This window comes from Aporhodopirellula sallentina SM41 (genome assembly GCF_000346505.1).
GTDB classification, from domain to species: Bacteria; Planctomycetota; Planctomycetia; order Pirellulales; family Pirellulaceae; genus Rhodopirellula; species Rhodopirellula sallentina.
In genome coordinates this window covers 14662-36507 of sequence record NZ_ANOH01000008.1, presented here as the reverse complement: position 1 = coordinate 36507, position 21846 = coordinate 14662, and the positions used below count along the sequence as shown (strand labels likewise).

At 58.6% G+C, this 21846-nt stretch carries 12 protein-coding genes; 4 read left to right on the top strand and 8 right to left on the bottom strand.

Annotation, left to right across the window (positions count from 1 at the left end; translation table 11 throughout):
- Positions 1-14: 14 nt before the first annotated feature.
- Together RSSM_RS33530 and RSSM_RS00675 are read left to right on the top strand one after the other, a co-directional pair.
- Positions 15-6653, top strand: coding sequence for a hypothetical protein (locus RSSM_RS33530; protein WP_008673299.1), 6639 nt, complete (start codon positions 15-17; stop codon positions 6651-6653).
- Positions 6650-7831 (top strand): aminotransferase class V-fold PLP-dependent enzyme, encoded by a 1182-nt coding sequence (locus tag RSSM_RS00675; protein WP_008673297.1) that lies wholly within the window; start codon positions 6650-6652, stop codon positions 7829-7831. The genes RSSM_RS33530 and RSSM_RS00675 overlap by 4 nt, the downstream gene beginning before the upstream one ends.
- A gap of 25 nt (positions 7832-7856) precedes the next feature.
- Here RSSM_RS00675 and RSSM_RS00670 read toward each other — a convergent pair whose 3' ends face one another.
- From RSSM_RS00670 to RSSM_RS00660, 3 genes are read right to left on the bottom strand one after another with little or no spacing between them, the layout of a single operon-like run.
- Positions 7857-8882, bottom strand: coding sequence for a D-alanine--D-alanine ligase family protein (locus RSSM_RS00670; RefSeq protein ID WP_044300387.1), 1026 nt, complete (start codon positions 8880-8882; stop codon positions 7857-7859).
- A gap of 51 nt (positions 8883-8933) precedes the next feature.
- Positions 8934-10079: a putative zinc-binding metallopeptidase gene (locus RSSM_RS00665; RefSeq protein WP_008673293.1), complete on the bottom strand. Its 1146-nt coding sequence runs from the start codon at positions 10077-10079 to the stop codon at positions 8934-8936.
- Entirely contained in the window at positions 10073-11107 is a 1035-nt protein-coding gene (locus RSSM_RS00660; RefSeq protein WP_044300395.1) for a zinc ribbon domain-containing protein, read from the bottom strand. Before RSSM_RS00660 ends, RSSM_RS00665 begins: the two co-directional genes overlap by 7 nt.
- Before the next feature lie 354 nt (positions 11108-11461).
- Here RSSM_RS00660 and RSSM_RS00655 point away from each other — a divergent pair, with 354 nt between their 5' ends.
- The gene (locus RSSM_RS00655; RefSeq protein WP_008673289.1) at positions 11462-14491 is read left to right on the top strand and encodes a CHAT domain-containing protein; all 3030 of its coding nucleotides are present in this window, start codon (positions 11462-11464) and stop codon (positions 14489-14491) included.
- A gap of 299 nt (positions 14492-14790) precedes the next feature.
- Here RSSM_RS00655 and sufD read toward each other — a convergent pair whose 3' ends face one another.
- The 5 genes from sufD to RSSM_RS00635 all read right to left on the bottom strand — a co-directional run bounded on the left by sufD (position 14791) and on the right by RSSM_RS00635 (position 19111).
- Positions 14791-16113 carry a Fe-S cluster assembly protein SufD gene (gene sufD / locus RSSM_RS00650; RefSeq protein WP_008673288.1) on the bottom strand — a complete coding sequence of 441 codons (1323 nt, stop codon included), beginning with the start codon at positions 16111-16113 and terminating at the stop codon, positions 14791-14793.
- 27 nt (positions 16114-16140) lie between these two features.
- On the bottom strand, positions 16141-16269 hold the full coding sequence (locus tag RSSM_RS35130) for a hypothetical protein (protein WP_008673286.1): 129 nt from the start codon (positions 16267-16269) through the stop codon (positions 16141-16143).
- Positions 16270-16330: 61 nt separating this feature from the next.
- Positions 16331-17095: a Fe-S cluster assembly ATPase SufC gene (sufC, locus tag RSSM_RS00645; RefSeq protein WP_008673285.1), complete on the bottom strand. Its 765-nt coding sequence runs from the start codon at positions 17093-17095 to the stop codon at positions 16331-16333.
- A 113-nt stretch (positions 17096-17208) separates the two neighbouring features.
- Complete coding sequence (sufB, locus tag RSSM_RS00640; RefSeq protein WP_160168077.1) at positions 17209-18654, bottom strand: Fe-S cluster assembly protein SufB; 1446 nt, start codon at positions 18652-18654, stop codon at positions 17209-17211.
- 175 nt (positions 18655-18829) lie between these two features.
- Positions 18830-19111: a 4Fe-4S dicluster domain-containing protein gene (locus RSSM_RS00635; RefSeq protein WP_044300394.1), complete on the bottom strand. Its 282-nt coding sequence runs from the start codon at positions 19109-19111 to the stop codon at positions 18830-18832.
- 414 nt (positions 19112-19525) lie between these two features.
- On the opposite strand from RSSM_RS00635, the gene RSSM_RS00630 reads away from it, so the two are divergent.
- Positions 19526-21745, top strand: coding sequence for a sigma 54-interacting transcriptional regulator (locus tag RSSM_RS00630; protein ID WP_008673279.1), 2220 nt, complete (start codon positions 19526-19528; stop codon positions 21743-21745).
- The last annotated feature ends 101 nt before the right edge of the window (positions 21746-21846 follow it).

Here is a 21846-nt window from a genome sequence, read left to right as displayed (position 1 = left end):
ATTGTCCTGGGCAGTTGCTCGCGGCGATCATTCCCCCGTCCAATTTGACTTGGTCGGCCAAAGCCGCAATCGAACCGTCGCGCAAGGCGTTTTCAGATCTGACGGCGGAGCAACGTCGCTTCTTTGCCCCGCTGCCCGGCGATGCGATTGTGTTCGGTGGTGCGATCGAAGTCACCCCGGAAGTGTCGCTCGAGAAGCCAGATATCAATTTGTCGGTTTCGTTGCGGACGCTACTGCGGGGCGGACGGACGATGCCGCGGGGACGGCCGCTCGGACGGGATAACAATCCGGATGAGTCGCCGTTGAACCCGCTGCCGATCGATCATGTTTGGCAAACTCTCGAGGTGAAGACCGAAGGCACTGCCGGCGAGATCCGTTCGATGCGGTTGCGTTTCGCGGCCGATCACGACGAAGCCGGGGCAACGCAGTCTAGCGAACCGCCACCGTGGTCGGAGATGCAGTGGGCTGTGCAATTACAAACCGATGCGCCGGAGTTTGCGGTCGACGACGATCTGATTTCTCGGCAATTCATCGAAGGGGTTCGGTCCTGGGAGGTCCGCGTTGCGTTGCCACCTCGATTCACCAATCAATCGTTGCTGATCGGGCGGCGTCGACAAGAGATCGATCCGAAGCGATCCAACCTGACGATCGGTTTGCCTCATGTGCCCGATGCCGCGTCGCAGTCGGCGGAGGTTTGGATTGATCCGACACTGCAGCTCAAACAGCATTTCGATTCTCTCAAAGGTGTCCCGACACTCGACAGTACCAAGGTGGGCCGCAATGAGCCAGCGTTGAGCACGAGGGTGCGTTGGTCGCGGCGGGCCACATCGACATCGGAGACGGCACGTTACCGGTATGAACCGAACGATCGTCCATGGATCGAGGTGATGCCGCGTCAGCATCATTCCCCCACCGGTTTGATCGTGGGGAAACGACTCACCGCGGTGGCTTCGGTCAACGGAACGGATTTGTTTCAGTTGGACTGTTTGGTGCGTTCCAATGCGGAGATGGAGTTAACGTTCCCGATGTCCTTGCAACTCGTCGAGGTGCGACGCGACGGGGTATTGATCACGCCGCGATTGGTTCCCGGCCGAGGTGTGATTTTGCCGCCGCCCGCACCGAGGACTCGCAGCAAATCGATCACCGACGGAGACGGTTCGCGGGGGGCTGCGAAAGGAACACTCGCGAGCCAATCCGTCTCGGCGCCGCGGTGGTCGCGTTTGCAGGTGAATTGGATTTCCCCGGCGACTCGCGGTGGATGGTATCGATGGTTTCAATTCCCCGAAATTCATCTCGATCAGTTGGTCGTTGACGCGCGCCGCGAACTGTTGGCAGCGACGGGAACCAACGTGGTTCAGTTTTCGGCGGCCCCGTGGGGCGCGGCCTCGATGTCGGCGCCGCTGTTGTTGCCCGCTGGCTTTCTCAGTTCACTCGGATGGGTGATCGCGTTTCTGTTGTTAGGTTTGGCCCGTTTGGTGGGCAGTCGAGGACTGCCGACGATCGCCGCGTCGATTGTTTTGGCGTTGTCCGCATCGCTTTTGTGGCCGAGTTCGTCGATGCCGTTGGTGGCGTTTGTTGCTCTGCCTCTGACGCTCGCCGCGTTGCAGTTGGCGACGACGGGTTGGAACCGGTATCGCGAAGAATCAGATTCGAGTTCGGAATGGGCCAACCGTTCTGGATCGATGCAGGCGTCGGCGGGGCAATTCTCCTCGCCGGATTTTTCGAGTTCGCGTTTGTCGTTGGGCGACGAAACCACGGCTCGCCGAGCCGATGCGGGGGCACTGCACCGAACGACTCCGGTGCAACCGTCTGCCAACGATTCGTGGACTCGCAAGTTTGAAGCGGGCGAAATCATTTCGAGTGAGGTGCACTCCGATGGGATCGTCCACGAGGATGGCTCTTCGCAGCAGAACGAGCGATCGCGAGACGGCACGGATGATGATTTTTCGAGTTCGTCGATCGTACCGTTGTTGATTGCCTGTGTTTGCACGCTGTCGGCATTGTTCGTGGGAGGTAACGCATCGGCGCAGGTTCTTCCTAGTCCGCCGGTGGCATCGGGGAGTCTATCGGCGAAGGACGCGGCGCCGCCAACGATCGATGTTCTCGTGCCGCTGAAAAGCAACGGGGACGTGTTGGGGAACAAAATCTACATTCCCGAAGCGTTTTACAATGAGTTGTTCTTTCGTGATCTGAGGTCGGAAATTCAGACACCGATGATCGAGAGTGTTGCCTACGAAGTGAAGCTCGCATCGCCGCTTCAGGGCAACGGGGCCGCGCGTTTGGACCCGATCTCTCGTTCCGCATTTCCTTCCATTCGGAATTCGTCGACGGATCGTACCCTCGAGGCAGGCGGTATCGGCGCGGGGAACGTGACGGCAGGATCACGCGGTGGCGGGCGTGCCGGTCTGACCGCCGAGACGCTCCGGCAATCCGGGGCGGCGAGATTGACCGCGCGCCTCGGCGTCGTGTTGCCTCCCGAGACCAGGCGTTTGCGTTTGCCGTACCGTTTCGAACAGGTGCTCGGTGTGGCTCGCGTGCAGTCGGGCGTCGAACGTCAAACGTTGCGATGGGGAGATGATGGTGATGGATGGGTGTGGGTCGAGATGCCTTCCTCCGAACGTGACCTGACCGTGTTGCGTTCGGCGGAATTGTTGCTCTCGTTGCAATGCGACTACGAATGGGAGGATCCATGGGTGCTCGTCTCGGCGAAGTTGCCACCGCTTTCAGTTGCCCAGTTGAACGTTGCCGCGTCGGATTCGGTGGACTCGGTGATGTTGCAAAACTCAACATCCAGTTGGATCGTTGACCTGCAACGAAAGTTGGGCGTTGACCCCGTGATCCCGACCGCTTCGGCGCTCGCGGAGCCGGACACACAGTATTCCGAACCGGTTCACCTCGGCCCGGTCAATCGATTGCAGCTTCGGTATCAGTTTCGTGACGTTGCCACGGAAGCCGCTTCGTCGTCCGACGCGATGCTGCCGTGGGATGACGAGCGTTATTGGCAGAAACGATTTTGGGTGCATTCGCAAAGCGGAAAGACCGTGATCGAATGCGAGATCCAACCTCGTCGCTCGCTGCCGCCCGAAGCGATCGTGATGTTGTCAACGAATGCTCCCGAAGTGCACGGTGTCGAGTCGTTTGATGAATCCGACGTGCCTAATGAGGAGGAGACATTTGACGAATCGCCAACGTGCAAATTGTTGACTCAGCATTGGAGTCGGCAGCCGATCGAAGAAAACGCGGGCGACCGATCGCTGCGGCTGATGTCGTTGACGACACCGACCCGACCGATCCGTCTCGGTTGGACACTGACGACGCCGCGCGAGGGTGTGTGGCGGATTCGCATGCCGAGGGTGAGTATCGGTGTGGGGGCGTTCGTGACCCAAGGCCCACGCGCGGTACCAGTGATTACACCGGAGGAGTTGGGCGGGTTTGGTGAAGACCTCGACGAGCCGGAGATCACGCCGGCACTGTTGAGGACGGCAGACGAGTCTCTGCCGTGGGTGGCGTGGACGTTCTCGGATGATTTGCAGCCGGATTGGTCGCAAATCGGAGGCCTCGAACCACTCGCCGTGGATCAGTTCTACGCGAAGTGGACGGGGTATCTCAGTTCGATCAACCGCGCGGCGGTCGGGACCGTGACCGACCTGACGTTGAAGCGGATCGCGAAACCGAAAACGCCGTTGGTTACCAAACACGAGGTGACGATCGAAAAAGACTCTCAACGCGTCGAGTTTTTTGCGGAGATCAGGGGCCCGAGTCCCGGCCGCGTGTCATCGTCCGCGTCGGTCGGTTCCACACGATATGCGGTTCATTTGCCGCCCAACGCGAGACTGCTCGATTGGAATTACGAGCCCATCGGTGATGATTCCGGGAACGGTTTCGGAGGCAAAGGAAACCCAAACAGCGAAACCGGTTCGGGAGAGTTCGCAAACGCTTCCGGGAGCGATGCTTCCGGCAACGTGGAGGCGACAAACTCATCGGAGGCTTCGACGCTACCCGATGGCGATTCGAAGCGTCAACCGTGGACGGTGTCTCAGCAGGGCAACGTCACGACGCTCTTGTTGACGAGCGATCGTGAGGGTTTCCGGTTGAGCGTCAACGCGATGTTGCCGATCAGTCCTGGGAAACGCGTGAACCGTTTGCCACTGATGCGTTTGGAAAAGATCACCAAAGCCAGCCTTCATGACGGAGGCGGTGCATCAAACGTGCCCGACTTTGACGAGTCTCATGAGTTGTTGATCACACGAGCCGTCGACGTGGTGGTCGATTGGGCTCGCCCGGTCGGCGGCCAGAAGATCGATGCCGGCGTCGACGATGCGGCGTCGCTGTTGACAGCGGGCAGAGTGGTTGAGAGCCGTTACACGACGAGCGGTCCGATCGAGGAGGCTTTCGAATCGGCTCGCTTCCGTGTCCGACGAAACAATCGTCCGTTCGATGTGGATTCGCGGATCACGTTGCGTTGGGACGAAGGGCGCTGGACGGCACAAACAGATTGCGTGATCACCAGCAAATACTGCCCCGACTACATCGATATCGCGTTGCCGACACGTTGGTGCGATTCGTTGCAAATCGTTCCTCTGTGTATCTCGTCGCGTCAACCAACGCTCGATCCCGCGCTGCAGGTTTTGCGTCTCGAACTGCGCCGGGATGAAGACGGTGGGGCGCAAGGGGACACGAATGCGGATAGCGATTCCGGAGTGAATTCCACTGAGCAAGAACACGTTCGACGTTTCCGATTGATCAGTCGGTTGGCGGTTAGCGAGATTACCCGCGTGAGCGTTCCGGAGATTCGAATCATGGACGTTCGCAGGCACCGGATCGATGTTGTTGTGCCGACTCGACTGACTAACGAGCAGGTTCGTTGGCGGAGCAACTTTGCCGGGCCGATCGCAAAGCCTCGTTGGCGGATCGACCAGCTTTCTGAAGACTTCGCGGCTACCTCGGCGAACGCAACACCTCCGGCGAAACCGAATGACTCCGATTCGAACATGGAGTTGTCGGTTTATGCGGTTACGAGCCCGGGATGGTCGATCGATTTGGAAACGTTGCCCCGGACCGATCGCGTTGCCGAACTGATTCATGCCGATCATCGTGTCCTCGTTCGACCGCAAGATCAGCGATGGTTGATGGTGAGTCGGTTCGATATTTTGCCGGGCGATCAATCTTCGGTTCGGCTGGCGGTGCCCGCGGCGGCCGAGTTGGTCGGTGTCTGGGCGGGCACGCGCGCGGCTGATCTGCGGCGGATCGGTGACAATGGCGAAAGGTCACAGGGCAACGACGGGCGTTCAAGCGATCGTCCAAACCGGCCGGGTGTACCTGCTCAGGCGAACCAGGCTGATGCTTCCACGTCTGTTGAGATGAGTGACACCGAGAACGCGGAAGTGGTTTATGAAGTTCCCTTGCCGCTGAGTCGGTTGAGCCAAACGGTGGAGGTGTTGGTCGCCTTCCCGGATGACCTGTCGGGGCTGTTGTTGCCGAATTTGTTGGGGCTGTCGACCGCGGAAGACGAGGCGAGCGTGGATTGGTGGGACGCCCCGCCCGAAAACGGAGTTGCAGGAAACGTAGCGGTTCCGACGTTGGAATGGTTGCGTGCGTTGCAGCGTGAGGCTGGTCTCGGGATGGGAAATGAGGAGACCGGTGATGACTCGGTCAAGGTCGCACCGATTGCTTCCCGAACACGATTGCGATGGTTAGCGTCCTGCGTCGTTGAGGCGATTCGTTCGTCATCGGATGCGTTGGCGGACCGACGCGACGAAGAGGTTGCGGTGTGGCTGCGTCCGTGGATTTTGCGGTACCGAATGTTGTGCGAAGCGGCGGGAAGACAAATCGGTGGTCCGTCTGGAGAAGAAAGCACACTGGTTTCGCAGGACGATCCTCGTGATCGTGAACTGGCCAAAGCTTTGATCACCGAGCCGTTGCTCGGGTGGGAGGAGATGGATGCGTATATCCTTTCGCAGGAAACGCGGTACTTCTCGTTCGATGCATTCTTGGAAGAAACGCTGCCCGATCTCGACGCGGCGACCGAAGGAAATCTGCGTTCGTCGACACCGGCAACGCGACTCGGCGATTTGGCTCTCTCGGGCCGCGACTTTGCAACGACGTGGTCGGACTTCTTAGCCGTCACAACGCCTCCCGGCTTTGTCGATCGGTATACTTTTGTGTGGAAAGGTCGACGACTGCCGATTCAAATGCTCGCCGATCGACCGGTGCCGCTGAGTGAATACGCGCGGCAACAGGTGCTCCGCGGCGGGCTGTTCATCGCGTTGGCCGGGTTGGTGTTGGTGGTCGCGTTGTTGCCTCGAGCACGTTCCGCGGCCAATCCGTACGCGGGCAATGCGGCCGGACGGTTGCCGGGTGTGAATTGGGAACACCCGTCGTTATGGTTGTTTGTGCTCAGTGCGATCGGAATGGTGTTGATGCCGATTCCGATGGCGATCGGTCTGATGGTCGCGGCACTCGTGCTCGGCGGCAGTGACTGGTCACGCAGGTGGTTCCTCAGTCAGGGATGGTGGGGATCGAAGAAGTCGCAGCGGACACAAAACAATGGTGCTACGGAGAACCCAATGAAGTCGAATGCGATCCATGTTGACGCCGGTCGTTCAGGCAGCGGAGTGAGGTCGAGTGGTACGATGAAGTCGAGTCGAGGATGAACGTGCCGGAGCGTTTGTATCTCGATCATGCGTCAACGAGTTGGCCGAAGGCTCCTGGCGTGGTCGAAGCCATTGCGGAATTCATGACGGAGTGTGGTGCGAGCGCGTCGCGAGGGAATTACCGTAGCGCGCAGTCAGCCGGCGGCGTCGTATCTCAAACCCGGCAGAGTCTCGCGAGTTTGATCGGAGCGGCGGATCCGTCGTGCGTGACGTTCCACAGTGGTTGCACCCAGGCGTTGAACGTGGCAATTCATGGTCTCGCTGGGCACTTTGCCACCGAAGGGCAGGAAGCGATCGTGGGCGCGGCTGAACACAACGCGGTGCTGCGTCCGGTGCGTGCCGCGGTGCAGCGATCGGAGGCTCGTTTGAGGACCGTGCCGTGTGACGAAAGCGGATTGGTCAATCTCGACGGGCTGGCTGATGCGATTTGCGATCAGACGCGAATGATCGCGCTGACTCACGCGTCGAACGTGACGGGCGTGGTTCAGCCTGTTGCCGAAGTGGGACGTGTCGTGGCAGAGCAGAATGCACAGCGGGAACCGAAAGACCGGATTGTGTTTCTATGCGATGCGGCGCAGACGTTTGGTTATCTACCCGTCGACGTGCAGTCGATGGGTGTCCACGTTCTGGCTGCTCCGGCGCATAAAGGCAGCGGCGGTCCGGTCGGAATCGCGATGTTGTATCTGCACCCCGATTGGCATCACGTGATCGAACCGATCGTCCAGGGTGGCAGTGGGCATGACGGGACATCGGACGGGATGCCCGATACGATGCCGGGACGTTTGGAGCCGGGAACGCAGAACGTCGCCGCGATCGCGGGATGGCGGGCGGCAATCGAACATCATTCACCGCGAGCGGATGAGTGGTTGTTGTTGGCGAAGCGACTCCATGACGGGCTGCGAAGCGTCGATGGCATTCGCGTCGCGGGCCAGTGTGGTGCGTTGCCGATCGCGAGCATTGACTTTGGGCCGTTGCTATCCCCGGCGGAAGCTGCCGCGATTCTCGATTCGGAATTCGGGATCGAGGTTCGCGCGGGGTATCATTGTGCCGCGCTCGTTCATGAATGCTTGGGAACGCAGGCTGGCGGAACGCTGCGAATCAGTTGCGGGCACGGCACGACGGAGGCGGATGTGGATCGCGTGGTGGACGCGGTTCGCGAGATTGCGGCGGAGTTGTGAGCGGAGCGTGCGAGCCGGGATGGTGTTAGGCCATCCACGGGGCTTTGTAGCTGAGGCCGAGGTTGAGGATTCGTTGGATCAACGGTTCATAGCTGATTCCGGCCGCTTCGGCTGATTCGGCGAAATCTTCGCCGTATTCGATGTTGGGGTTCGCGTTGGCTTCGATCACGTAGATCTCGCCGGAAGGAGTTAGACGCAAATCCATCCGACCGTACCCACTCATGCTGAGGGCTCGGTAGACCCGTTTGCAGAGTTTGGAGATCTTCTTCTCCATCGCGGCATCGAGATCTTTGGCCGCGTGGGTTGTGATCTCATGACGCTCTTGATACTTGCGATCCCACTTCACGCGGCTCGTCGCAATTCTTGCAGCGTCGTCCGGCAGTGTTCCGAAGTCCATTTCCCAGGCGGGAAAACAGACCAAGCGATCGTTGCCGAGCACGCCGCAATAAATCTCGCGGCCCTCGATGTACTGTTCAACAATCGCGTCCTCACCGGTCTTCTCATGCACGAAGGCCACGCGTTCAGCGAGCGCAGCGTCGTTATGAACGATTGACGCCTGTGAGATCGCGAACGAGGCGTCTTCGGTGACCGATTTGACGAACAGCGGGTAAGTCAAGCGTTTGGGACGTCGCACGGCGCGGCCGTGTCTGAAGACGGCGAACCGAGGTGTCGGGATGCGATGATAGGTGAGGATCTTCTTCGAGAGCGCCTTGTCTTTGCTCAACAACAACCCGCGCGGGTTGCAACCGGTATAGGGTTGCTGCATCAGTTCGAGATAACTGATCACGGCAAAGTCATACGTGACGACTCCGTGGAATTCTTCCAACAGCATGTAGGTGATGTCGGGTTCGAATTCTTTCAACGCGTTGCGGATCGGCGCGAGATCATCGTAGATCCCTAGCGGAAGAACCTCGTGGCCGAGATTGCGCAGCGTTTCGCAAATGTCGAACTCCGCTTTCCACGGCCCCCACTCTTTTTCGTCGATCCCCTCGAGCGATAACGGGGGAACGTGTCCCTCGCGAACGAGAACCAATACACGTAACCTGCTCATCGGACAAACTCCGCACAGCAGGACGGGACGGTCAACGTGCTTCTGCGTTGTCTAGACGGCAACACGGTGGCCTCCTTCGTGTAAGAAATTCGTAATCCGTACGGCGACGAGAATCATGGCGTCGCGTTTGACTTCTTCGGGATGACCACCGAGTCGCAGGTTGAGTTCGCGGCACCGTTCGATCATCTCCTGAACGACCTGGTCGATCGTGTACGCGTTTTCGCCGGTCCATTTGGAAACCGTACGATGCAGTTCCGTCCGGATGCGAGTCAGGAAAGCCGCCGCCGTCATGTTGCGTCGGTGGGCGTCGTCGGCGGAGAACAGCTTGCGGAGGTCGTTGTCGTAAACGCTCGGTAGATCGAGACCGTAGTGGGTTCGTTTTCGTTCGTAGTGCGTTCGCAGCGTTTTCCGCAATCGCGAAAGCGGGTCGACGGTCGCGCGGGACTGCACGACGGGTTTCTTGCCGCGGATCGATTCCATCAACTCGTCGACGGTTTCGAGTTTCTTAATCGCGGGCCAGTTCCGGTACCGGGCTCGCCAACGCGACCCGGGGCGAAGCCACACGGCGAACGTTTCGGCAAAGTCTTCGAGCGGGTGAGATTGGGCGTACCACATTTCCAAATGGTGGACGTAGTTCCGACTCGACGGTTTGGGTTGGTACGATTCCGGATAGGGAACGGACGCTTTGCCGAACACTTTTCGGTAGATCGCACGGCGTCGCAGACGGAACGCGGTGTCGATCGCGTGGCCGGTTTCGTGCCGCAGTATTTTCATGCAGCCCTCGTGCGTTCCGCCTTCCACGTCGAGCAACTGTTTGCGTTCGAGCCGCATCAATCTGCGATGGGCGAGGTAGAAAGGGATGGCGATGCCAGGCACGTCATCGGGCGAGAACCAATCCTCGCTCAACCAGAAATGTGGTTTGAATTTCAGGCCCCGCGCCGCCAATTCTTCGTTGAGTTGAGCGATCCTTTTCTCGAGAACCGTACCGCGAATCGTCAGCTTGAGATCCGACATCCGCAAATCGAGCAACTGATCGTCCGAGAGCGGGAGGAGCTGATCGTCCGCGTCCTGAACATCTTTGCGGCGGGAGAGTGGTATCTGTTCTGGTTCGAGCGGTTTCATCCGTCGTGAACGTCGAACCGGTTCGGCGGCACCGCCACTGCCGGACCGCGAGTGAGATCGTTTCTTCTTTACCAAAACAGGCCACCCTTGGGTTTGGGGCCGACGGTGAAGGAGTCTTGATAGGTTTTGATCTCTTCGTTTTCGGCTCCGCGGTCAACACTCATCTGCACCGAAGGATCCGCACCCATGCTGAAGGGGGCGTAGCCGACGACAAAGATGCGTCCATCGACGTGAAACGTTTCCACCTGCATGTCGGAAACAAACGGGCTCTGGTCGACACGTCCTTTGATGCCACCATAGCCGTTGCGTTGCCACTGCGTGCCACCGATGTAGCCACCCTTGAGCTGCGCGGCGATGCGTTTGCGCAGTCGTTCCGGTTCGACTTCTTTGGCCGTTTCCGGCATCGATCCGAAGAAGAAGTACGACTCGGTTTTGGCACTCTCGACCGCTTTGTATTCGAGCACGGTGTTGATGTCTTCGCTGACCGAACGCCCCTGCGGCATGTAGATCACCGCACCGGCGATTTCGACGAGGTCGTATCCGGCGGGCACGTTGGCTTTGACGGCCGCGACGTCGGCGGCCGGTGAGGAAGGCGAACCGCTGACCGACTCGGTGCCGTCGGCGGTTTCGTCGCTTCCGGATGTGGCCAAGACGGTGCCGATGACGATCGCCATCAAGACGAACATCAATGTGCCGCCGAGGATCGCGGCCAATGCCAGTGGGCTGAGCGTGCCTTTGGCTTTCTTCTTCGATTGTCCAGTGCCGTTTCCTCCGGATGCTTCCGCGGTCGGTTCGCCGACGTATTCGCCGAGCGGGTCGCCTTGGATGGGGCCCTGGTACGCCGTGCGGCCGTAGGGATCGCTGGGGAAATTCGAAACCGCGACTGGGCCAGCGGAGGGGAATTGAATCTGACCGAAATCAAAACCCTCGTCTTCGGGCGTCAGCATTTTGCCCGTGGAGGGACGCGCCGCCGAACGAGCCGGTTGAGTCTTGCCGCCGACCGGAATCACACTGCCGCAAGCGGGGCACTTGATCCGGCCGCCAGCGGGCATCTGTTTGAGATTGAGCGATTTTTGACAGCTTGGGCATTGAATGACAGGCATAAAAACCGAACGTTCCATCCCCTCTTCGCCGCCGACCACGGCACGCGAGAGAGGTGAGAGTGCAAAAGGACAGAGTGCAATGAGACAGAGTGCCAAGTGAAATGGTGAACGGGAAACGACTCTGTCACCAAAAATAGTGAACGCATTCTAAACAGTCGGCGCTTCCTTCGCGACGACAGGCGTACAATCGTTGTATTCGCCACCGATGGAACAAACGCTGCGGTCGAGGTGTCGGTATCGGAGAGATCGTTCGAGTCCGCTCGACGACACGGCTACACTATAAGTGGCCCGTCGAAGAACCGCACGTTCACGATTACCACATCGCAACGCTAGCACGCAATCAAGTATCGTCTGATGACATTACCCACAAAACTCGCTGCAATCATTTGTTCGCTGACGATTCTATTGATCGGTGACGGCATCGTTTCGGCGCAGATCACGGGACGCGGCACGGACCCGATGCAAACCTATTACGAGGCACTGCGTTACTATCGCGATGGCGATATCGAAAGTGCCATTCGCGGATTTGAAATCGCTAGTCGCAGTTCGCGGACTGACATCAATGGGAAATGGGTCGACGCGATCCCGCCCCGTGTGATGCTCGCGGAATGTTACTGGCAACTCGGTCATCTCCCTGCGTGCCGGTTGCAGCTCGACGAGGCTGCCCGGATTGCGGTTCGAAACCGCGGGTGGATCGGGCAGCTCGATTTTTCGGCACTCGGCAACGGCGGTCAAATCAAGCAACCGACCAACAACTTGTGGCCCGAGGTCGCCGCGGTTCGTTTGGTGCCGTTGCCACGGACGTTGCCGCTTCAGCGAGGCCGGGCGGTGACGGAACAATCACTCGCGGCCGGCGGTGTGATCGAATCGCCGAACATTCAAAATCTCGATGCTTTGGAAATCATGCACGCGATCGCGGTCATGTCGCATCGTCGGCGTGTTCTGCTCGGACCGCTCGCGGCGGATGACGGGCTGATTGCCGAGTTGCTCGAGGCGACGAAGCTGCCGTCCAATGCGAGCCAACCTTTGTCGCGTGGTCTGATTCACGCGATGCGTGGGTGTGAATACTACGCGCGGGGCGAAGACAAAACGGTGATCGATCGGGCGGCCAAGTACGCTTCGCTCGGCGGAGTGCATTCCAACACGCCGGTTCTGATGCTTTGCGCGATGAAGATTGCGTCTGCGGGGGACGACAACGGGAAACTGAACCCCGAGGCTCGTGCGTTGATCGTCAGTTCGGCGTCACAGATCACCAACTCTGCGGCGGCATTGGAACAATACGAGTGGATCGGCGAAGCGTTGCAGGTGGCCGTTGGTGTTGCGGACCCGGCGGGTTTATCCCGGGTAGAACAAACCGCCGTGCTCGCGGGGCGATCGCTCGTCCGGCAGTCACGGCTCGCGTCGTTGCATTGTTATTTGGTCGCCGCAGATGCTGCGGTATCAGCCGGTCGACATGCGGTCGCCGCGGAGCACTTGCAGGCGGCCAGCGCGTTGGCGAACCGCCGAGAAGTGGAACTGCCTCGGTTGGAAGCTTACGGCGCATACATTGCCGCCCGGTTGGCGGCCGCGAAAGGGATTCCGATCGGTGCAGCGGGTGGTTCTGAAATGGCATCGGCTTTGAAATCGGTCGCGGACTTTGTGCTCGACCGACGTGATAAACGTCGTCGCGTGATCTCGATGCCGTTCATGTATCAAGCTGACATTGTGTTGGCCGGATTGGGAGGCAACATCGGGAACCAGTCTGCCAAACGAATCTTGAACGGGTACGCAGGACCGGTCGGTATTTCACTGTGGCGCCAGGATCCGCTCAATGCGCTCGCGGCAGCGTATTTTGACGACACCGCAATGCACTCGGCGTTGATGAAGATGGCCGCGATGGAAAGCAATGGCCAGGAAGTGCTCAAGCAGGCCGATCGCTTGCTCGCCAAACGATTGACGTCGCGTCTGCCGCTGCAGGGCCGAATGTTGCAGTTGCGTACGCTTGCGACATCGCCGGCCGATGAAATGTGGCCGGCCGGACGTGAGTTGCTCGCCGACGCGCCGCCCGCGTTCACGAGGCTGCGCGAACGTACACAAGCGTCGATTCTCGTCCCCGCGCCGGCGGAGAATGTTGCCGAACGTTCGGCGAAAGAAGCGTTGGCGATGGAGGCGAGTTTAAGCGATCTGACGCTCTCGCGTATTCCAGTTCCGGAGGTCAATCCGCCGATCGTGGCGTCGACTGATGTTGCCGAAGTCCCCGATGGAGTCGCGTTGTTGACGTTTGTGATCGATGCCGGAAAGGTCTACGCCACTGCGACTCGTGACGGCAATACTCGCACGTGGGTCGTGCCGGCTGCCAACCGCTTGCCGGCAATGGTTAACCGGTTGCTGCAGGAACTCGGCGTCTCTCGCAGTCGTGGGAAACGATTACCTGACAGCGATGAGGGATGGAAGACGGCCGCCGAAAAGTTACGGTCGTTCCTGTTGCCGGAAAGCTCGGGGTGGACCGAAGATGGGATCGAGAAAGTGATTGTTGTCCCCGATGGGCAGCTTTGGTATTTGCCGTTTGAGTTGTTGCCCGCGGTGGCGGTTGCGGAAGTGAAGGAAGCGGACGAAGGCACGGAGGTGTCCGTGCCGTTGTGGGCAGATCATTTGCAAGTCGAATACGCACCGACGCCGGGCTTTGCACTCCGTAGCGTGGGGACGGCGACCACGTCGTCTCGGATCGCGATGGTGGCGAGTCGGTTCTTTGCGCTGCGTGACCTCGACGCGAACCAGAGCATGATCGATGACGTTGTCATGCCCGCTCAGGATCCACTGCTGACTTCGCCGGCGAAGGCTCCGCCGACACAGAACATTGGGTTGGACATCGGGCACCTGATGGTCGCCGCCGCAGTGACGCCGAACTTGAACGATCCGTTGGCGACACATGTGATCCCGGTCGATAATTCAGCCGGACGAACGGCGGGGCGAGGCGATTGGGATGCGCTGCGGGATTGGATTCGCTATCCCGCGAGCGGGCCGCAGTCGGTGGTGATCGCCGGTTGGAAGTCACGGGCGATTACAACCAAACTCGGCGATGGCAGCGAGTTGTTTTATCCGTTGGCGGCCCTGCATGCTTCAGGGGTCCGCGAAGTCGGGCTGAGCCGTTGGCCGACCGGTGGTGCTTCCGCGGCAACGGTGTTGACCGAAGTGGTCAACGAAATCCCACACACTTCACTCGCCGCAGCACTGCGGCGCGGGACGATGATGCTTCGGCAAGCGGAACTGTCGACGTCGAGAGAACCATTGTTGGGTAAACCCGATACCGATATCCCGGTTGTCTCGGGAGAAGCACCGTTGTTCTGGTCGAGCTACCTAAGCACTGGATCGCTGGAACTCGAACCACCTGCGTCGGAAGACTGAGTTGTCGGTGGGGGCGGCTACATAACGCAGAGACGCAATGGCGCAAAGACGCAAAGAGATAGGACTGCAGGATATGTTGGTCAGTGATCGCAGAGCGCGTTGGAGACATCGACCGAGACGATTCCTATCTCACCAAACCTCCGCGCACAACCTTTGCGTCCCTGCGCCTTTGCGTCTCAGCGTTGAAAATCATCACCCCGGTTTCGCTAACAATCTTTCGTAGGCGCGGCGCATAAAAATTCCATCGCCTGTTTCAATCGACGATGGAATTGCGAAAAATATTATGAATCCTCTGTGGCCTAGACGTCTGGCAGGCCGTGGCTGGAGAGGAGGATCGTTTCGAGGTGTTGACGAACCGCAGGGATTTCGACTCCTTGGACGACGTCGTTGGCGAACGCGAAGATCAACATCTTGCGAGCCAAGTCTTTCGACACGCCGCGGGAGCGTAGGTAGTACAGCGAGTTTTCGTCGAGCTCACCGATCGTTGCTCCGTGCGTGCACTTCACGTCGTCGGCGTAAATCTCCAACTGCGGTTTCGTATTCACGACCGCGTCGTCGGACAGCAGCAGAGCTTGGTTGCTCTGTTTGGCGTCCGTTTTCTGAGCGTCTTGGTGAACGAAGATTTTGCCGTTGAAGACGCCCTTGGCTTTGTCGTCGAGGATGCCTTTGTACAACTCGTACGTGTTGCAGTGCGGGCGAGCGTGATCGATGCGTGTGCGGCAATCCATCAACTGTTCGCCGGTCGGCATGTAGAGACCGTTGAGGGTCGATTCGATCTGCTCTCCGTCGAGCATTAGGTTGATTTCGTTTCGTGCCATCAACGAACCGAACGAGAAATAGTGCGAACGAAACTCGCTGCTCTCTTTCTGGTCGACGTGCGTGGACGCGATGTGCAGCGACTCGGTTTGTTCGTGCTGCAGTTTGTGATGATCGAGGAAGGCTGTTTCGTCGAGGTCCACTTGGGTGATCGCGTTGGTGAAGTAACCTTCGCCCTCACGTCCGAGATAGGTTTCGACGACCGCCGCGCGGCTGCCTTTGCCGAGCCGGATCACGTTGCGAGGATGGCTAGCCGTTTGGCCGGCCTCGACGCTGAGGAAGATCAGGTGGATCGGGTGGTCGACTGTGACGCCGTCGGGGATCTCGACGAACGCACCGTCGTTCACGAACGCGGTGTTCAACGCGATGAACGCAGCGGCTTCGTCATCCGTTTCGACCGACAGACGGTTCTGCAGGTCGCCCGCTTCTTCACGGATCGCCGACGCGAGGTTGCCGATCACGGCGCCTTCGGGAAGTTCATGTTCGGTCGACCACTGCGAAACGAAATGTCCGTTCACGAACACGAGTCGATGGAACGATTCGTCGAGCTTTGCCTTTTCCAGCAACGCTTCCGCTTCGCCGCCCGAGAGCGAGATCGATTGAACGTTGCGGTAAGGCTTCGCGGCGAGCGATTTCACGTTGGTGAACCGCCAGTCCTCGATGCGTTTGGTCGGAATACCCAACTGCGTAAACCGGTTCATCGCGGTCTGGCGCAGTTCGGCCAACCAGGCCGGTGCGGTCGACGATTGTTCCGATTGGAACTGTTGAAAGGATTCTTGGTAGGCGTCGTTTTCGGTGGCTATCATTGTCGTTGTTCGGATTGGGTTCGTTGATCAGGTGTCGTGGACCGGCGGTGGTGGATCGGGTGATGCAAACCAGCGTCCGGTCGCGAATGTGCGGGGCGGTCGTGTCGTTTCGGTCAGCTCTCTTGTCGGGTAGGTGATCTTGTGAAAGATCTTCATGCAGCGGGATCTTTCACAAGATCCCCTACGGCCGACCTGACAACCAAGCTGCGTCGGACGACTAGCTAGCCGCGACCGCTTCGCTGCCTTCGTTTAGGAAGCTGTAACCCTTGTCTTCGAGTTCGAGAGCCAACGATTTATCGCCCGAACGAACGATCTTGCCGCCGGCCAACACGTGAACTTTGTCTGGCACGATGTAATCGAGCAAGCGTTGGTAGTGCGTCACGACGATGATCGCACGTTCAGGGCTGCGAAGAGCATTGACGCCTTCGGAAACAATCTTCAACGCGTCGATGTCCAGACCCGAGTCGGTTTCATCGAGAACAGCGAGCTTTGGCTCGAGCATCGCCATTTGCAGGATCTCGTTGCGTTTCTTTTCACCGCCCGAGAAACCTTCGTTGACGCTACGGTCCATCATGGATTTGTCCATGCCGAGCAACGCGAGTTTTTCCTTCAGCATCGAAACGAAATCGCTGCGGCTGATCACCGGTTGATCGTTGTGTTTGCGGATCGAGTTGATCGCGGCTTTGAGGAAGTACTTGTTGCTGACGCCGGAGATTTCGACCGGGTATTGGTAAGCGAGGAACACGCCTTCGGCGGCACGTTCTTCGATTTCCATATCGAGCAGGTCCTTGCCGTCGTAGGTCACTTCGCCTTCGGTGATCTCATAGTCTTCGCGGCCGGCCAACACGTGAGCCAACGTACTCTTGCCCGAGCCGTTGGGCCCCATGATCGCATGGACTTCACCGGCGGCGACGCTGAGGTTGATGCCCTTGAGGATTTCGGTGTCTTCGCTGCGAGCGTGAAGGTTCTTGATTTCTAACATGATAAGAGGTTTATGTTCGGAACGGATGTTGGAAGGGTGTGGCGGGAGGCGAATCGTGTGGGCATTTTTCGCCCGATCGTCGATGCGTTCCCGCAATGAATCGAAACGGTGCCTTAGCCGACACTGCCTTCGAGGCTGACGTTGAGCAGTTTGCGGGCTTCGACGGCGAACTCCATTGGCAGCACGTCATACACCTCTTTGCAGAAACCGTTGACGATCATGTTGACCGCGTCTTCGGTCGAGAGGCCGCGTTGGCGAAGGTAATAAATTTGGTCTTCGCCGACCTTCGATGTCGATGCCTCGTGTTCGACCTTCCCGGTCGTGTTTCGCACTTCGATGTACGGGAATGTGTGAGCACCGCAACGGTCGCCGATCAACAGCGAATCGCACTGCGAGAAGTTCCGCGCGTTGGTCGCGTTCTTCATGATCTTGACTTCACCGCGATAGCTGTTTTGTCCAACGCCGGCTGAGATCCCTTTCGAGATGATCGTGCTCTTGGTGTTCTCGCCGATGTGGATCATCTTCGTGCCGGTGTCGGCTTGTTGATGATTCGCGGTTACCGCGACGCTGTAGAATTCGCCGACCGAGTTATCGCCTTGCAGAATCACGCTCGGGTATTTCCACGTGATCGCCGAACCGGTTTCCACCTGGGTCCAAGAGATCTTCGAATTCGCACCACGGCAGGCACCCCGTTTGGTCACGAAGTTATAGATGCCGCCTTTGCCCTCGCTGTCGCCCGGGTACCAGTTCTGTACCGTCGAGTACTTGATCTGGGCATCGTCCATCGCGACCAGTTCGACAACCGCGGCGTGCAGTTGGTTCTCGTCACGCTTCGGAGCGGTACAGCCTTCGAGGTAGCTAACGTAGCTGCCCTCTTCGGCCACGATCAAAGTCCGTTCGAACTGCCCGGTGTTTTGAGCGTTGATGCGGAAGTACGTCGACAACTCCATCGGGCAGCGGACGCCCTTGGGGATGTAGCAGAACGATCCGTCACTGAAGACGGCCGAGTTCAACGACGCGTAGAAGTTGTCCGAGTGAGGGACAACCGAGCCGAGATACTTCTTGACCAACTCAGGGTGTTCGTGAACGGCCTCCGAGAACGGGCAGAAGATCACGCCGTGCTTCTCCAGCGTTTCGCGGAACGTCGTCACGATCGAAACGCTATCGAAGACCGCGTCGACCGCGACGTTCGCAAGGACCTTTTGTTCCTCCAGCGGGATGCCGAGCTTCTCATAGGTCTCGAGCAGTTTCGGATCGACTTCGTCGAGGCTGTTCAGTTTCGGCTTCTGTTTCGGTGCCGAGTAGTAGACCGATGCTTGGTAATCGATCGGCGGGAACTTCACGTTGTGCCAGTTCGGCTCTTCGAGCGTCAGCCAGTGTCGATAGGCTTTCAAACGCCATTCGAGCAGCCATTCCGGTTCGTTCTTTTTCTCGGAGATCAAACGGACGACGTCTTCGTTCAAACCCGCCGGAATAGAATCAGCTTCGATGTCAGTAACGAATCCGTGCTCGTATTCACGCTGGGCGTATTCTTCCAGCAGCGCGTTTTCAGATGACATGTTTGGTTTCTCCGGTGTGGTCATAGGACGCCAGTTCGGGGGAGATGCGTGGCCCGTTGAGGGCGGGAGATCGCTCGCGACTGAGATTGAGTATTTCGTTTTGTTAAAAACGTCTTTGTAAAAACTTCGTTTGTTTCGAAAACTATGAAGGGCCGTAAAGTAGCCCGGTTTCCGTTTAGGGTGAACCACCACGACGAGGAGCGGGAAAACTCACGAGAGGAGTTTGCCGAGCCATCGTCGCGTTGAGGTCTCGGAACGGTGCCCATTCTTCAGGCAACCGGTCCTCGGGGTAGATCGCCTTCTCGGGGCACTCCGGCACGCAGGCTTCGCAGTCAATGCATTCATCCGGATGGATGTACAGCATTCGCGGCCCCTCGTGAAAACACTCTACCGGGCAAACGACCACACAATCGGTGTGTTTGCAGTCGCAGCAGGGCTCGGCAACTACGTGGGCCATGTGTTGATTGAAACCGGTGGATGCAGAGACGTGTAACGGGAAGAAGTGTCGAGAAGAGGACACTCTCGCGGCAGAGCGAACCGATTCGAACGCGGCCGAAACGAGAGTCACCACCGAACATTAAAGCAGACGGTGTACCAATGGCCGCGAATGGAACCCTCGGTGCGTTGCAAGTTGTTGCATGTAAAGCCTTTGTGTTTATTGGTGCGATTTGCGAGCAAAACACGTGTGACCAAATATGGTCGTTCATCCGCGATGCGTATTGCACCGGTTGTATGGATTTTGGCTGTGTCTGACGTGAAACGCAAAAAGATGAGGGTTGTCGATATTTGGTCACATGATCATATTGGGATAGTTCGGTGGTCTTGGGCGATGGCCCCGTAGTCCGCCTAGAATGCCTCCCTTCTCGTGTGAGTGCGTGCCTTGTCCTCCGATTCCCTCAGCTACGAACGGCTCGTCGAGCGAATGCTCCGCCAGCTCAACATGGGCCACGGGCTCGATGAGCTGCTCGCGTCGGTGTTCGATCATCTCGCCGATCTCGTCCCGTCCAACCGAATCGCGGTGGCGTTGCTCGAGGAGCCGGCTCGCGTGTTGCGGTTGGTTGCCTGTCGGTCCGACGGGGAGTTGATGCTCAAGATCGGGTACGCCGCGCGGTTGGAAGGGTCGACGCTCGCCCCGCTGCTCGAAACCGGCGAGCCGCGGATTATCTCGGATTTGGAGGAGTACCTGCGTCACAAACCAGGCTCCAGCTCGACGGAACTGATCGTCCGCGAAGGCATGCGGTCCAGCCTGACGCTGCCTTTACTCGCCGACGGGAAAGCGATCGGTGTGCTGTTCTTTTCCAGCCGCGAGAAAGGTCGCTACAAGAAACGGCACGCTGAGTTGCTCGGTCGACTCGCCAGCCCGATCGCGATCGGTGTCGAAAAATCACGGTTGATCGGTCAGTTGCAACAGACCAACGAGGAGTTGGCGCGGGCGAACTCAGCCAAAGACGATTTTCTCGATACCCTTCGCAACGAAGTCGACAAGCAAACCGAGCAACTTCGGCGATCCGAGACTCGCTATCGATTGCTCGTCGAGATGGGGCAGGTGGTCAACTCGAGTCTCGACATGCGCGAGGTGTTCCGTCACGCGGCGGTGCAAATCCGCAAAACGCTCGGATGTGACCGGGTCAGTCTGCTGTTAGTGTCCGGTGAAGAGACAACGCGTCACGGGTTCGCACTCGAATTCAACGGCGACCGCGACCGGTGGGCCGACATCCCGACCCAAACGTTGCCGGGCTCGGCGTTCGATTGGGTGATGCAACACAGGGTCCCGCAAGTCGTCCGGTCGTTGAAAGAGTTGCAGGCGTTCCCGGAAGATCGCCGGTTGTTTGAGGTGGGGTATCGGTCGAAGGTTTATCTGCCGCTGCTTTCACGCGATCAAAGTGTGGGAGTTCTGGGCATCGTTTCGCGTCACGAACATCAACCCGATCATTGGGACCTCGAACTGCTCCGCGAATTATGCAGTCAGTTGTCGATCGCGTTGGACAACGCATCGGCGTACAGCGAGATCGATCGTTTGCGAACGGAGTTGGAACAGCAGAACGTCTATCTGCGAGACGAGATTCGCACCGATCATGACTTCGGAAACATCATCGGTGATTCGCCTGCGATGCGGCAGGTCCGCGTGGCGGTGGAGCAGGTCGCGTTGACCGACTCGACGGTCTTGATTCTTGGCGAAACGGGGACAGGCAAGGAGTTAGTTGCCCGGGCGATTCACGACGGGAGTGCCCGCCGTGACAACTTAATGGTGAAGGTGAATTGTGCCTCGCTCGCGCCGTCGTTGATCGCCAGTGAATTGTTTGGCCATGAGGCGGGCGCGTTTACCGGAGCCACCGAACGGCGGCGTGGTCGGTTCGAGTTGTCGCACCACGGGAGCATCTTTCTCGATGAGATTTCGGAAGTGCCTGCGGAGACACAAGTCATGCTGCTGCGTGTTTTGCAAGAACGCGTCATCGAACGTGTCGGGGGCAGCGAACCGATCGATGTCGATACCCGAGTGATCGCGGCGAGTAACCGGAATTTAAAAACCGCGGCGGAAGAAGGCCGCTTTCGCGAGGACCTTTACTATCGTTTGAACGTTTTCCCGATCGTCATTCCACCGCTCCGGGAACGACGTGAAGACATTCCCGCGCTACTGAATCACTTCGTGGCCCGTTTTTCGGCTCGCATGAACAAGAGCATCACCCGGGTGGACCGGCGCGGGATGGAAGTTCTGATGCAGTACGATTGGCCAGGGAATGTTCGCGAGTTGGAAAACATCGTCGAGCGTTCGATGATCATCAGTCGCGGCGATACGCTGTCGCTCGACGCGTCCTGGCTCTCCGGCGGAGTTGCGTCTCCGGTGAATGAAAACTTGGTCGGTCATTCGCCCTCAACCGACGAAACCGTTTCGCTGAGCTCCGGTGCAACGAATGGCACTCATCGGACGCTGGCAGAGATTGAACGCCAGGCGATTCTCGACGCGTTGGCGCGTTGCGATGGCAAGGTCTACGGCGGGGACGGAGCCGCAGCCGCGTTGGGCCTCAGGCCCACGACGCTGTATGGGAAGATGCGAAAGCTGAAAATCAAGACTCGACGCAAACATGAGTAGTTTGACGATTGAGCCCTCGATTGTTATTCGGCCCAATTTGCGGGTTGGTGGATGCCGCGGTCGATGGGAGTAACGTGACGCGGTGGTTGGTGGGACACAGC